The 14,811-nt window shown below is 66.5% G+C and carries 9 protein-coding genes; 3 read left to right on the top strand and 6 right to left on the bottom strand.

Annotation, left to right across the window (positions count from 1 at the left end; translation table 11 throughout):
• Positions 1 to 172, top strand: a 172-nt coding sequence (locus tag AB0I60_RS37165) for an EAL domain-containing protein (protein ID WP_360738885.1), incomplete at its 5' end; no start/stop codon positions are given.
• Positions 173 to 546: 374 nt separating this feature from the next.
• On the opposite strand, the gene AB0I60_RS37160 is transcribed toward AB0I60_RS37165, so the two are convergent.
• From AB0I60_RS37160 to AB0I60_RS37145, 4 genes are all read right to left on the bottom strand, one after another.
• Positions 547 to 3,630 carry an NACHT domain-containing protein gene (locus tag AB0I60_RS37160; protein ID WP_360738881.1) on the bottom strand — a complete coding sequence of 1,028 codons (3,084 nt, stop codon included), beginning with the start codon at positions 3,628 to 3,630 and terminating at the stop codon, positions 547 to 549.
• 380 nt (positions 3,631 to 4,010) lie between these two features.
• Positions 4,011 to 5,294, bottom strand: a complete 1,284-nt coding sequence (locus tag AB0I60_RS37155) for an IS256 family transposase (protein WP_360738883.1) — start codon at positions 5,292 to 5,294, stop codon at positions 4,011 to 4,013.
• A gap of 226 nt (positions 5,295 to 5,520) precedes the next feature.
• A complete protein-coding gene (locus AB0I60_RS37150) occupies positions 5,521 to 5,919 on the bottom strand; it encodes a tetratricopeptide repeat protein (protein WP_360738878.1) in 399 nt (132 codons plus the stop codon).
• On the bottom strand, positions 5,919 to 6,305 hold the full coding sequence (locus AB0I60_RS37145; RefSeq protein ID WP_360738876.1) for a hypothetical protein: 387 nt from the start codon (positions 6,303 to 6,305) through the stop codon (positions 5,919 to 5,921). The genes AB0I60_RS37150 and AB0I60_RS37145 overlap by 1 nt, the downstream gene beginning before the upstream one ends.
• Positions 6,306 to 6,363: 58 nt before the next feature.
• Here AB0I60_RS37145 and AB0I60_RS37140 point away from each other — a divergent pair, with 58 nt between their 5' ends.
• A complete protein-coding gene (locus AB0I60_RS37140) occupies positions 6,364 to 7,152 on the top strand; it encodes a hypothetical protein (protein WP_360738873.1) in 789 nt (262 codons plus the stop codon).
• The gene (locus AB0I60_RS37135) at positions 7,041 to 7,433 is read left to right on the top strand and encodes an integrase core domain-containing protein (RefSeq protein WP_360738870.1); all 393 of its coding nucleotides are present in this window, start codon (positions 7,041 to 7,043) and stop codon (positions 7,431 to 7,433) included. The genes AB0I60_RS37140 and AB0I60_RS37135 overlap by 112 nt, the downstream gene beginning before the upstream one ends.
• A 636-nt stretch (positions 7,434 to 8,069) precedes the next feature.
• Here AB0I60_RS37135 and AB0I60_RS37130 read toward each other — a convergent pair.
• The gene (locus AB0I60_RS37130; RefSeq protein ID WP_360738867.1) at positions 8,070 to 8,522 is read right to left on the bottom strand and encodes a hypothetical protein; all 453 of its coding nucleotides are present in this window, start codon (positions 8,520 to 8,522) and stop codon (positions 8,070 to 8,072) included.
• A gap of 17 nt (positions 8,523 to 8,539) precedes the next feature.
• Complete coding sequence (locus AB0I60_RS37125; protein ID WP_360738864.1) at positions 8,540 to 14,803, bottom strand: RHS repeat-associated core domain-containing protein; 6,264 nt, start codon at positions 14,801 to 14,803, stop codon at positions 8,540 to 8,542.
• Positions 14,804 to 14,811: the final 8 nt, after the last annotated feature.

Below are 14,811 nucleotides of genomic sequence, written 5' to 3'. Positions count from 1 at the left end.
CGTCGAGCTGGGCCACTCGCTGAGCCTCACCGTGGTGGCCGAGGGCGTGGAGGACGACGCCGCCCGCGACCAGCTCGTGGCCATGGGCTGCGACGCCATCCAAGGCAATCTGATCTCACGCCCCCTGACCGAGGACCACTTCGAGGCGTGGCTGCAGGGGAATACCAGCTGAAGTAACAACGGAAGTCACCACCTGGTGACCCCCTTCAGGTCGAACTTGCCACTCCGACGCCGTCTGAACCTCAAGGCCAAACGAGACCGTCACGGCGGTTGACGCAGTGGACAGAGGCTGGCCTGATGAAGGCTGCCCCAGGAACGGCGACAACCTCGCCAACGCCTACTTGACATCGAAGGGAGTTGCGCCACGGCCTCGCGGAGCGGAATGCCCGGCGGGCACTCCCGGGCAGCGGCCACGGAGGGCAGGGCCGCCTGCTGGGTGCAACGCAGTTGAACGAGCCCACAGGCCATTCCGACAGCTCGGTCATGCCCGATGATCGTCCCGAGTATCGTCCAAAGGAACGCCGCCCGCCTTCCGAACCTGCCTGCTCACACCAACAGCGCCAGCGCGCCCGCCAGGCTGAGAACGGCCAGCGACATCGACGCGATCGGCAGCGCGGTCTGGACCGTGACCGGCAAGCTGCCTTCGGCGAGCGCGCGGAGGCGGACGTCGGCCATGGCGGATCTCCGGCGCTGCGTCAGCAACCTCATGACAGCTGCGCGCACCTCCGCGCTGGCGTACCAGTCGCTGTCCGCCCTCAGTTCGAGGAGCAGTTCGAGCAGTCTCCCGGTGAGCACCAGACCGGTGACCGCGCACGCGCCTGAAGTCAGCAGGAGCAGGAGAACGCCCGCGGTCAGTCGGTCCAGGTCGAGTGCGAGTGCGACACCTCCACCGACGAGCGGTGCCGTACACAGCGCGGACACCAGGCGGACCGAACGGTGCCAGCGAACCCGTTCCACGTGGTGGAGTCTGAGGTGGGCGGACGAGTGAAGAACCATCACCGCTGCGATGTCAGCGGGGAGCCGTGTCAGGCCGAAGGGAACGACGATCTCGATGATGCTCCGCATTCTGTGGGAGCGGATGCGTAGAAACGCGCTCGCGACGCCCGCCGACGCGATCATGAGCAGTACCACGGTGGACGGGTTCTCGAATGCCGACCGGCTCGACCCGACGGGTCGGGGAGTAGTCACCGGGAGGAGAGCCATGCTCACGAAGCTGATCGGCCATGCGAGTGGAAAAAACGTCGTACGCTGGTCAGGACTGTCGACGAAGCCCGGTATTTCGGTCAGGCAAAGACCTCCGCAGGTGTGGTCCATGGCGAACTGGACCGTGGTGGCGGACCCGCCTACGTCGTGGGCGCTGTCCCGCCCTTCGTGGCGTCGGGGCGGGGTGCGTGCCAATTGCGTCATCCTGGTGTACCGGGAGGCGGTAGACCACAACGTGCCCATGGCAGCGGTGAGAGCGCACGCGGTCACGAGCACGACGAAGGTCAACAGGAACACGGCCGGGAGGAAGAGGCCCTGGGTCAGCACGAACGTGCCAGCGAACACGAGGGCGATCAGGAGCACGGATGGCGTCACGGCCAGTGCGGTGACCACCAGACCCAGCACACGCAGCTTCCGCTCGTTCTGTGTTCGCTGGCCGGTCGCGTCCTCCGCCGGCTGCGCCAGGAGCGCGGACAGGGCGATCTGGTCAAACAACGGCGGCGCGGTGCGTGGTGGGTGCGACCGGCCCAGCCACGATTGCAGTTCCTGGTGCCGGAACTGGACTCGCCCACCCGAAATCCGGATCAGCCCCGCTTGCCAGGCCCAATCGAGGAACCTGGCGGAGCGGATGGGAAACGCGTGGCGTCGTGACAGCATGGCGACCGTGATGAGGTAGCGGAGCCAGGTCGCGTGTCCCCGCGCCGCAGTCCCGAGCGCGGGCGCTGCCGCGGCACCGAGCAGAACTCCGAGGACGACCGACCCGAAACTGGTGCCGACGGCACCACCGGCAGTGCACGCGCCCAGCAGGCATAGCACCTCCTGTCGCAGGCCGCGCCGGATCGGTTCCCCAGGGTTGCCCCGGACACCCCGACCCGGCAGGGTCACCGGCCACGGACTGGTAGGCCCGTCCCCGCTCGACGCAAAACCCGCCACGGAGACGACCAGGATTCCTGCCAGCGCAAGCGCCACGGACCAGCGAATACCCGTGAACCACGTGCTGGCGAAGGCCGGCGTGGTCACCAACCACATCACCAGCACCGGTATCAGCGGAAACAGTGTCGCGCACGCGGTGAGCACCTGGATCGACCGCGCCCGGCGCGACGTCTGCCAGAGGTCGTATGCCCGGAAGTCGGTGCGTGAGCGACCCTGCCTGCCCATTGTGTCGAGGTGGTCCGCGATCGTCGTCAACCACCTGGTGACCTGGTCCGCCCGGTAATGACCGGAACCGCGCGGGTGGTGCGCGGTTATCGAGGGCACTAACCGGGCGAACAGGTGGTCGTCGAGGTCGGCCGCGGACACGGCCAAGAGTTCCTCGGGTCGGGTTGCCTTACTGCGGTATGCGGCCACCGCGAGGAAGAGCCGTAGCGGGGACGACAGCCCGACGGCGAGCCTGCCTCGAGGGTGCTTGTCGAGCCGTTTGACCACGGGGCGCCAACGACCCTCTACGGAGGTGGGCTCGTCCGGGTCGGGAAACAGCCGCGTGATCCACCGCGTGACCCGGTCCGTGCTCAGTGGACGCATCTCGACGACGGTCGCGTCCTGTACCACCGTCACGTCATGGGCGACGAGTTCGAGGTACCGGTCGGATCTGCAGGTCACCACGACAGGACGCAGCACCCCGCCCGTCGGCCAGTTCAGCGACGTCAGCAGCGACTCAAGGGGAGAGGACCGCGCGAGTTCGCCCGGTCCAGGGTCGCCGCTGCGACAGCCCATCTCGTCGAGGCCGTCCAGCACCGGAATGATTCGTCCCTGGGCGACGAGCTCCCGGCCCACCCTCGGGCCGATCCCGTAGGAGGACGCCAGCGCCTCCACGATCCAGTCGTCCAGGCGCTCGCGCACGAGCCGCGGGTCGCCCGCCCGAAGCGTGCCGGCGGAGAACGAGGAGGGGGACAGCCGTATCGGGACTCTCCGCACCCCGTCATCCGGCGGTTCCCGCACGAGGTCGAGGACAAGAGCGATTGCCATGATCGTCTTGCCGGCGCCGGGTTCCCCCAACACCACCAGACGTCCCCGGTCCAGCCCCCGGAAGTACGCCGCCGCGGCGTGCACGGTGCCCTCCGGATCCCCGCCGTCGGAACGCCATCCCGACCCGAGCGCCAACCGGGTGAACATCAGATCCGCCGGCCGAACATCGCCGATGTCGCCGAGCAACCGGCGCAACGCCACCGCCTCGCGCTCGGCCACCCGTAACGCGAGCCCGTCCGCGACCTCCGCGAGTACTCGCCCGCCACCCGCGGTCCCCCGGAACGACCACCCGAAAGCCGCGATCAGAACACCGATCAGCGACACGGGCAACGCCCAGATGTTGGCGATCTCCGCCCCCCGCGTGCCGTGGCTGAGCATCCACCCCGTTCCCGCAGCTAGCGCAATGCCGAGCCCTGACACCACGAGCGTGCTGAACCACCGCCCGGAGATCCCCCTGCGCATTCCCGATCCTCCCTCACCCGGTAGTCCATGACATGACCCGCCGATGTCGCCGGGCACGGCGTCGCAGCGACACCCACTCGCCAACTACCATCGCAACAACGATGTGATCAGTAACAGCTCAGCCGATTCGTCGTTCACCTAGGTCGTGGAGCCGCTGGCCGGGCCTCATCACCTTCGACTGGTTCATCCTCGCCCGCCCGTTGAATCCACGCGAACCTCACCGGTATCCGACGCTGACAGCACGTGGGCCAGCAGCGTGTGGGGTGTCTGCCGTGCCGGTCGAACGGTCCGGGGCCGGCCGACCACGATGGCGGGCCGCTCGGGTCCGAGGGCCTGGGTCTGTCCAGTGTTCGGTGTAAGTCGGGGCGGAAAGGTGGGGGTTACTCGCGTCCGGTGGTGAGGCGGCCGTCGAAGGCGATGTCGAAGGCGTTCAACGCCGGTTTCCAGCGCATGGTCCAGCGTTTGCGTCCGGTGCCGGTGGGGTCCAGGCTCATGACCGCCATGTAGACGCATTTGAGCGCGGCCTGCTCGTTGGGGAAGTGGCCCCGGGCCCTGACCGCGCGGCGGATGCGGGCGTTGACGGACTCGATCGCGTTGGTCGAGCAGATCACCCGCCGGATCTCGGTGTCGAACGCGAGGAACGGGACGAACTCGGCCCAGGCGTTGTCCCAGAGCCGCACGATCGCCGGGTAACGGGCGCCCCAGGCTTCGGCGAACTCGGCGAACCGCTCCCGGGCGGCGGCCTCGGTGGGAGCGGTGTAGACCGGCTTGAGGGCCTTGGCGACGGCGGCCCAGTGCTGGCGGCCGGCGTAGCGGAAGCTGTTGCGCAGCAAGTGGACGATGCAGGTCTGCACCACCGTTCGGGGCCAGACCGTGGTGACCGCGTCGGGCAGCCCGGCCAGGCCGTCGCAGACGAGCATGAGCACGTCGGCGACGCCGCGGTTGCGCAGCTCGGTGAGCACGTGGAGCCAGTACTTCGCGCCCTCGCCGCCGTCCCCGGCCCAGAGTCCGAGGATGTCGCGGTGGCCTTCGACGGTCACGGCCATCGCCATGTAGACGGGCCGGTTGGCGACCTGGCCGTCCCGGACCTTGACGTGGATCGCGTCGATGAACACAACCGGGTAGACGACGTCGAGAGGCCGGTTCTGCCATTCGACCATGCCCTCGACCACCTTGTCGGTGATCGTGGAAATGGTCTGCCTCGACACCGCCGCGCCGTAGACCTCGGCCAGGTGCGCGCTGATCTCGCCGGTGGTCAAACCCTTGGCCGACAACGAGATCACCATCTCGTCCACCCCGGTCAGGCGCCTCTGCCGCTTGGCCACGATCCTCGGCTCGAACTCCGCATTGCGGTCACGGGGCACGTCGATCTCCACCGGGCCCACGTCGGTCAACACCGTCTTGGAGCGGGCGCCGTTGCGAGAGTTCCCCGTCCCGCGACCGGCCGGATCGTGGCGGTCGTAGCCCAGGTGGTCGGTGATCTCCCCTTCCAACGCGGACTCCAGCAACCGCTTCGTGAGCTGCTGCAACACCCCACCCTCGCCGGTCAGCGTCAACCCACCGGCCCGGGCCTGGCCCACCAGCCGGTCGATCAACTGCTCGTCCAGGCCGTCCAGGCCGGTCGCGGGCTTCGAGTCCTCGACGTTCTCCACGCCGGACATCATCTCTTCCATCAGTGCTCATCCTTGATCAGGACTTACACCGACAGTTGTACAGACCCGAGGGCCTGGCCTGCCCCGGCGGCCGCCCTTTGGCCGGTGCCGATCCACCACCTCGCCTTTCGGTGCGGCTCCAGGAGTCCTGGGTGTTGATACTGGCCGCATCACCGGGTCTTCGGGGTGCGGTGACGCGGCGTCGGCGGGTCTGCCGTGCGGGGGGTGGTCGGGTGTGTCAGCAGCGGCGGGCTTCGTCGGGGCGGGCGCGGGCGGCGAGGGTGTGGGCGCGGGTGAGTTCGGCGGGCGCGCCGCCGGCGTCGGCGAGGATCGCGTGGGCGCGGCCGCACAGCTTCCCGGCCTCGTTCGGGCCTTTAGGCAGGCCCTGGTCGAGGTGGAGTTCGGCAAACGCGAGCAGCGCGTCGGCGATCTGGACGGGCCCGCCGGTGTGTCGGCGGATCGCGAGGGCGCGTTCAGCGTGGGCGAACGCGGCGGTGTAATCGCCGAGGTCGCGCAGGATCATGGCGAGGTTGCGGTAAGCGGTGGCCTCGGGACCGGGGCGCTCCGCGCGCGCGAGGGCCAGTGCGCCGGTCTGGACGTCGTGGGCCCGTTGGGTCCGGTTCTGCGCGCGGTGCATCAGGGCGAGCCCGCCGAGTGCCTCTCCGACCAGGCCGGGGGCGCGTCGATCCAAGCCAGCGCGGCGGTGTAGTCCGTTTCGGCGCGGCGGAGGAGGTCGGCGCGTCGGTGGGTGCAGCCGCGTCGGATCAGCAGGAACGTTGTGGCATAGGGGTCGCCGAGCGTGGTGGTGGTGTCGATGCCGAGTGTCTCGGCGGCGAGCAGGTCGTCCGGGTCGTGCGGGTAAACGGCGCGGTAGCCGCGCGCGGTCGCGGCGAGGGTGACGGCCAGGTCGGGCCGGCCGTCGCCGAGTGCCCGGTGCTGGACGGCGGTCAGCGGGCCGGGGGTGTGCGTCCACCAGGCGAGCGCGTCGGCGCGGGTGGCTTTTGGGGTGTCAGAACTCTGCACTGGGACGCTGAGCTGCGACGATCGCGCACGCTGGACCACCAGGGCATGATCGTGGGGTGTGGCGCTACGACTGCTGTACCTGATCTTCGTTCGACTCGGTGACTGGCTGGTTCTGCTCGGCCGGTCCTCCGCGGCCAAGGACGTGGAGTTGTTGCTGCTGCGACAGGAGGACGCCGTGCTGCGCCGGAGCAACCCCCGCCCGCGATGGGAGTGGGCCGATCGAGCTGTACTCGCCTCGCTGGTTCGCCGACTCCCCCGACGGCTGGGTGAGCACCGGTTGGCGACACCGGGCACCATCCTGCGATGGCACCGGTGCCTGGTCGCAAGCAAGTGGACCTGCCCCAACCGCACCGGCCGCCCACCGGTCGACGACACCACCGTGGCGTTGATCGAACGCATGGCGCGGGAGAACACCGGCTGGGGTTACCGCCGGATCCATGGTGGGCTGCTCAAGCTCGGCCGCCGGGTAGCCGCTTCCACGGTTCGCCGCGTGCTCAGGCGCCTGCGGGTACCGCCCGCTCCCCTGCGCGACACCGACACCTCCTGGCGACGGTTCCAGCGCGCCCAGACCGCGAGCATGTTGGCCTGTGACTTCTTTCACGTCGACTGCGCCGTCACCCTCAAGCGGATCTACGTGTTCTTCGTGATGGAAGTCACCACCCGCTACGTCCACATCCTCGGCACCACCACCAACCCCGACGGGCATGGACCACACAACAAGCCCGCAACCTACTCGTGGACCTCGGCGACCGGACAGACGACTTCCGGTTCCTCATCCGCGACCGGGCCGGCCAGTTCACCGCCTCGTTCGACGCGGTCCTCACCGACACAGGCGTCCACGTCGTGAAGACCCCGCCACGGTGTCCACGAGCCAACACTTACGCCGAACGCTTCGTCGGCACTGTCAGACGCGAAGCCACCGACCGACTGCTCATCATCACCCAGCACCACCTGCGGACCGTGCTGAACCGCTACACGACCCACTACAACCACCGCAGACCACACCAAGCCCTACAACTCACACCACCACGACCAGACCACTCGACCGCAGAGCCTGGCCGGACCTCGATACTCCGCCGACCACTCCTCGGCGGCCTGATCAACGAATACGAACCCACAGCCGCCTAACCGCAAGTCAGACCCCTGTGGCCGACTTTTGACACCCCACAGGTTCGTTCCCACATTTTTGCAAGCATGTTGGGTGCTCTTCCACCTCCGGAAGCCGCAGAAGCGATAACGGCTTTCAATCGCAGCCACGCAGCCAGCAAGCCGATGCAGGAGAAGTCGTGACCTGGGCGAATTACTGAGCCACAGCAGCGGCCGGAGCGCCCGCCTATGTCGCTTGCAACAATCGACAGGATGTTTTCGTCCTTGACTTTCGACGCTCCGGGGAGCGATGCTTCGCGGCAACCATTCGCTTCGTCGCGCAATTATTCAAGATGATTGCCGAGTTCCGTTGAGGCTGGATTATCAAGCCACTGTCATGCAGCCTCTCCCATAGAGTTGATCGTACGCCTACATCAACAAATGCCAGCCGCATAATGCTCGCCAACACGTGCATCTGTACGCCAAGTTCGCAGGTTATGTCGCGCCATGGCGTCGTGGTTCAAGCCTCACCGCGCACCGAAGGAACTGGGATCGAGTGGGTTCGGCGCACAGTCGACCCGAATGCCTACCGGGTTGAAGAACATCCCGGTGAAACACCGGAACTCCTACCCGATGAAACACCTGGATCTCGCTTATGAAGGGCGGATCGACCTCCGCCTAACGTAGTTCCACTCGAAGCACCAGATCGTCGAAGTCGGCAGACCCGATGCCGTCACTACAACGCAGGTGCCACACGGACGTCCGGACCGACTCCACCAACATTCCTGCGTACCTTAGCGCAGCGTCGACCCCTCCATCATGCCGCCGCCAGGCATTCCAGAGAACGATATCAGAGGGAACCCGATTGGTGATCTGCAAATCAACCTTCACCGGACTGTGATCCGCCCAAAGTATAAACCGAGCCGCTCGCTCTTCTCCGATTTGGAGTTTACCCTTTGCAGTTGATACGCAGACCGCCTGGCCGATTTCCTCCGAGTATCGCTCGAAGGTGACAGAAAGTGTTCTTCCCGCGCCCACCTGAGGAATGACCAGTCGTTGATGGACACGCATATCGCCGACATCGATCACATCGATGTTCTCACGCACGAAGCGCTCACCGAACTCTTCCACCAGACCATCACCCGCTGTCACTTCTGCTTCTTTACATGCCGGTACGGATCAAGCATAGCGTGCTCGTCAGGCCAGCGCGGCGTGACCGACGTACCACCCTCTCGTAGCGGCACGGGTTCGTGGCTCAACTCCATAGACTCGATCTCGCCCGTCCTCGGGTTCTTACGTTGAGGAGCGGAGCCACGCTTCATTCGAGAAACGTTTGCTGCACCATACTGGTCTACAGCTCCAGGCTCATTTGCCTCGTTCTTCCAAAACCGCGATCGCACTGTTGACCACATCGGATTGTCACCAGAAGCCTTCGGAGCGAAGGGATCATCTCCAACCTTCCAGCGCCCCATCCGAAAACTGCCTGCGCCACCGATGGCGGCACCAGCCATCGACATCAACGCGTCGGTTCCCATACCCACGTCGGGCCGCTGGAGCATGAGATCCGACATGAAACCTGCCGAGCAGTCGGAGCCAGGCAGGGCGTCGCACGCCCTCTCCAACAACATGTAGACCTCCTCCTCAAGCAGGAGGCCGAACTCCACGTCCTTCCGATAGGGAACCCTCGGCAGGTCCTGTTTCGCAGTCGACAGCAACTTGCCGATTGCCGGAGCAGAGGCCGGGATCTGGACTTCGTTCAGGTAGTAGGTGCGCGCGCGTCGATCGTAGGTGACGACCAGACTGTCCGCTGGCTTGTAGCTGATGAAGGGAAGGGAGTCAACTGACGGGCCGCAGCATTTCTCATAGTTGCGACTGCCACATCCAGCACCGTCGACGCCACATTGGCGAATGAGGCCGGTGGGATCGCTATAAGTCGTCGGATTGCTGTCGGAGTAGGCGTAGCCGGTCCACTGTTGAGAATTGGCGAGATCAAGCACGGGATCGACACTGATGAAACGGCCTGTGGTCGCATCGTATTTGCGGGCACCGATGTCGGTCAGGCCGCTGATTTCGCTGACCGGCTTGTTCAGGAATCCGTGACGGTCGGGCCAGAGGTTGCCGGACTGGTCGAGCCTATTGCCGTATGGATCCAGGACTCGCCGACTGACGGCGTATCCAACAGACTCCAGGGCGACCGAGGCGGTGTTGTGCAGATCGGAGACCAGGTAGGTGGGGTTGGTGTTGCCGACTCGGACGGCGACGGTGGTCCCGTTGTGGACGTAGTAGCGGGTGCCGGTGAGAACACCGGTGACGTTGTCCCGGGTGATCTCCTGGTTCGGAAGGAACAACGTGGTCTTGCCGGGGTCGCGGCGGAGAAGTTGGTTGCCGTCGGCATCATAGATGTACTTGGTGTTGCCGGCGGGAGAGGTGACCGTGTCGAGCCGGTTCTCCTTGTCCCAGGTGAGGACGTGTTCCCCGGTGGGCAGGGTGCGTCGGGTGGTGTTGCCGGCGAGGTCGTAGCCGTAGGTCGACAGGCTGGAGCCCGACGATCCGGTTGTTGTGGCGTTGGTCAGCGTGTGGGCTTGAGTCGTGCCGCTGGTGGGGTAGGTGTAGGTCGTGGTGGTGTCGTTGGCGGCACCGGACGGTGAGTTTTGTGTCTGTGTGGTGCGCAGTCCGCCGGGTTCGAACGTCCAGGACGTCCAGTACGGGGTCGGGCCGCCGACGTTGACGTGTCCGGGTGTAGTGGACGGAGTGGCGGCGCAGTCGTCGGTGGCGGTCCAGGCGTTGGACAGGCGGCGTAGCGCGTCGTAGTTGTAGCACTGGGTGCGGGTCGGGACCTGGCCCTGTGCGCCGGGGGTATTGACGGTCTTCGTGACGTTGCCCGCGGGGTCGTAGGTGTAGCGGGTGTCGTCGACTTGGGGAAAGGCCAGCTGGGCGCTGAGGGTGGTGCGGGTGCGTCGTCTGGTCTGCGGGTCGTATTGGAAGGCCAGCGAGGCGGCGCTGTTGAGCACGCCGAGGGAGTAGAGCGCGGCCTCGCCGTACGGTGTGTAGGTGGTGTTGTCGACGTAGACGTTTCCGCCAGCTACGCCGTCGCTGGTGTCGGGCAGCCCGAACTTGTTGTAGTAGGTCCCCAGAATCTCGGCGGGCAGCCCGCCGCGGTTGGTCGCAGGGGTTTGCACCGAGGTCAACTGTCCGGTGCGGGTGTAGGAGAAGGTGGTCTGGTAGTTGCCGTTGAGACCTGTTTCGGTGGCGGGGATGCGGACGAGTGTCTTGGAGACGCGGCCGGCGCCGTTGTAGTCCGTCGGTCCGGAGTCGTAGTTGCCCTGCGGGGTGTAGCGGGTGGTGTAGCCGGGCAGGCCGATTCCGTTGACCGCGTTGTCGTAGCGCCACTCGGCCAGCTTGGTGCCGGTGGTGGAGTCCGCGTACTCGGCGGTCTTGCGTCCGAGCACGTCATAGGTGAACGCCAGTGTCTGGTTGCGGGCGTCGGTGGTCGTGAGCACCTGGCCGGCGAGGTCGTAGGTGGTGTTCGTGGTTCCCGAGTCCGGGTCGCTCTGGCTGGTCTTGCGGCCGAGGAAGTCGTAGGTGAACGTCCACTGGTTGCCGACGGCGTCGGTGTTCTTCTTGAGTTGACCCAGCGCGGTGTACTCGTGCGTGGTGGTCTGGAAGGTACCGCCGGTGACCGTGTCGCCGGTGATGGTCGGCGTCGTGGTGTATTGGCGGATTTCGGTGTCCCGGCCGCGGACGTCGCTGACCTTCGTGGTGGTCGTGCCGCCCTGTGGCGGGATGATGGTGACTCGGTCGCCGCCGTACACGGTCCTGGTCTTCCAGGACAGGTTGGTCCCGTTGTACTCGGAGGCGAGGACGGGGCGCCCGGTGGCGTCGTACTCGGTGACCGTGCGGTCGTTGACCTGGCTGTCCTGAACCTCGATCAGCGTGGTTCCAGGGGCGCCGTTGGTGAAGTAGCGGTTTCGGGTGTGGCGGGTCCAGCCGTGCGAGTCGTACTCGATGTCCTTCACGACCCTGCCGCCCGAGCCGTCCAAGGCGTCCGACTGCGACTGGCTCAACCCTCCGAAGGGGTCGTACAGGTCGACGTTGACCACGTAGTTCCGTTGGAACGTAACCATGTCGTGGTATTCGACCAAGGTTTTGGTGGTCACTGCCGACGGCCCGTTGTCACGGACAAGGTACTCGTAGGTGATCGCCGGAAGGCCTCCGGAGTCACGTCGGAACTGGCCCGGTTTCCACACCTCGACAACGCGGCCGAGCGCGTCGTATCCGGCGTCGGTGCGTCGTGATCCGACATCGACGGTCGCGGTCGTCTTGCCGCGTGAGGGTTCGAGCTCGACGGTGCTGGTCTGATTCTTGGCGTTGGTCGTGACGATCTTGCTCAGGATGCCGCCTTCGGCGGGGGTGAACGCTGCTCCTGTGGTGCGTTGCAGCGCGTCCGTGGTGGATGCGACCCGGCCGGAGGTGTCGTACGTCGTGGTGGCGGTGGTGGCGAAGGTCAGTTGGTCGTTGGTGTTCGTGGTGGCGGTGTCGACGCGGGTCGGGTTGCCGGCGGTGACCTGACCCAGCGTGGTGCTCTGGTCGTAGAAGGTGCGTGACGCGCTCCGGATCGACGTCTGCGCTACGCCGCCTGCGGGACACGCCTGTTCGGACACCGTAATGTCCGAGACCCGGTCGCGGATCCAGGCTGTGGTGTTGTCGGCGTAACCGGTCGTCATGCACAGGTCCGGCACGCCGTCGCCGGACTCGGTCTTCGCTACCAGGCGGCCGAGGGTGTCGTACCGGTTGGTGGTGCTCGCGGTACGAGTGCCGCCCGCTGCCAGGTGCGTGATCGTCCGGGTCTTGGCGGTTGCAGTGATGTCGGACGTCAGTACGGGCAGGCCGGGACGCGCGCGGGACGCGGTCGCGGCGGCGATTACGGTCGGGTCGGTGATGCTGGTGGACACGCGGGTCCCGCCGTCGCCGTCGTAGACCTCGGTCTCGTAGGCCGTGCCGGCGTATCGCGCGTCGTCGGCGGTCGACTCGCCCAGCGAGTTGGTGACCGAGGCGGTACGGCTCACCCCGGCTGCGAGAGTGTCGCCGTTCATGCCGCGGAAGTAGGTGGTACGGGTCAGGGTCAGTTTGTCGGGACCGCCGCCGCGCTGGTCGTTGCGGCCGGCGTCCCCGTTGCGGACTTCGACCTTGCCGTAGCCGCGGAACTGGCCGTAAGTGCGGTGTTCGGGCTTGACCAGTTCGAAGTCGTCGTAGTGCCAGGCGGGGGTGCCGAGGTAGGTGTAGGTGGTGATTCTCGTCGGTGACGCGCCGGGCCGGGTCGCTCCACCGGGCAGGCGTTCTCCGTCTTGGACATCGACCCTGTCCACCACATACTTGTGGAAGAAGTCCAGCGTCGGGTTCTCGTTGCGCTCGCGGGTGCGGTAGACGGGGTAGCAGCGACGGGTGTTGTTGGCCAGGTCGGCGGGAACGCTGGTGTCCGTGCAGTCCTTGGCGCTGTAGGTGACCAGAATCCGGCCGCCGGTGTCGGTCTTGATGTTGTTGACGCGCCAGCGCGCCAAGCCGGCTTCGCCGCCGTAGTTGTGCACCCGGTTGTCGGACGGGAAGTACGCGAACGTGGTGGCGGGCAGTGTGATCGACTCGGTGCCCTTGTAGCCGGTGCGCGTGATCGACTGGAGCAGCAGCTCCTTGGCGTCGTCCGTGGAGGTCGGGATGGTATGAGTCAGGCGGTACTCGTCGACCTTGACCGGCCCGGAGCCCGCGTTGTACTGGGTCGTGATGCTGGTCAGGCGCTTGGTCGACCAGTACGACGGGTAGTGGTTGTTGCACACCGCGCCGGACTTGCAGTCCCGGTCCTGCGGGGTGTCCGGCCAGCGCGTGGCGTTGACGGAGGTGAACTTCGAGGGGTCGCAGTCGAAACCGGCGTCGGGCAGGCAGCGCTCCGACGTGCCGAACACGACCTGGTTCGGAGCCACCGATCCGTAGATGGACCCGTTCGCCTTGCGCAGGCCGTAGTCGATGCGCTTCAGGCTGCCGCCGCGGGTGTAGGACACGCCGGTGGTCTGGGCGTTCGCGCCGTAGTGGTTGGTCTCGCGGTCGTAGTAATACGAGGTGACATTGCCGTTGGTGTCCTCGACGAAGTCGAGGTTCCATCGCCACGCCTGCATACACCAGGACTGGGCGAAGCCGCTGGCGTTGTAGCACTTGTCGGTGGAGCGCGGGCCGTAAACGGGGACCGTCCACGCGGAGTTGGTCTGCTCCTGGTTGGTGTAGCCCGGCCCCTGGTTCCGGCCAAAGTAGTAGCTGACACCGGCCGTGTTGGTGATCTTCCAGTACTCGTTGTTGTGGACGCCGTTGGTGGTGTCGGTGAGCAGTTCGATCCTGCTGCCGCGGTCTTCGGCTTCGCGCCAGGTGTGGGTTGCGTCGTCGTAGACGAGTTCGGTGGCCTGGCCCCCGAGGTTCATCGAGACGATCTCGCCCGCCCAACACAGATCACCGGTCTGTTGCGCTTGCGGGAGCGTCTTGTCCTCGGCGCAGGTGCGGTAAGTGCGTTCAATGGCGCCGGGTGCGTAGCTCCAGCCTTGGCCGATCCAAGAGGCCTGGTTGTTGGTGGCGGAGGTGCGGCCGTCGACGGAGGAGGAACTGTAGGACAGCGCCACCGATGGTGCGACGGTCGAGCTGGCGGCAGCGGGCGGCAGCACGATCGGATAGGACCAGCCGAAGGAGCCGGAGTTGCCCGACACGGCCCACGTGCCGGACGGCGACAAAGAGGATGCGGCGAACGTGCCGTCAGGTCCGGCTGTCCCGGCCGTCGCGGCCAGCACCATCATCCGACCGGCGGGGGCACCGGCCGTCATCTTCTTCGCGGGCGGATGGTCCGGTGAAGGGCTGACAGACTCGGCGGAGACGGTCTTGGCGGCCGGGCTGTTGCGGGAGGCGAGCGGTGACCGCGCCTGGCACTCGGGCTTCTCCGGGGTCGAGAGGGCGCATCCCGGGAGTTGCTCCAGCGTGAGTCGCGTGCCGAACTCACCGCCGACCGCGTTGCGGAACGTGGAGTAGTCCAGGTCCACGGAGATCGCGTCGGTCGAACTGTCGGTCGGGGTGACGGCGAAGACCACGCCGGTGACGCCGGCGTTCCGTGCGACGTCTTGGCCGAAGACCTCGATGTCGAAACGCCGTTCCTTCTCCCCCTTGGCGGACACCGACACCGGCAGGTCTCCGGCGCGACGCGGCGACGCACCTGCCGACACCGACGCCTTCCCGCCGTCAGGCCACTTCGCGTCGCCGGGTTCCGCGTGGACGGGCTTCGCGAGCGGCTTCTCCTCCACCAACGGGATTTCGTCATGTGGGATCGGCTCCTGGCGCTCAGCCTGCGGGAGCTCGAAGGTTCGCGGCATGTCGGAGGCCAACCCCACGGCCAGAC

Source organism: Actinosynnema sp. NPDC050436 (assembly GCF_040655415.1).
Taxonomy (GTDB): domain Bacteria; phylum Actinomycetota; class Actinomycetes; order Mycobacteriales; family Pseudonocardiaceae; genus Actinosynnema.
The sequence above is the reverse complement of the archived record's forward strand: the minus strand, read 5'-3'. Positions and strand labels throughout refer to the sequence as shown.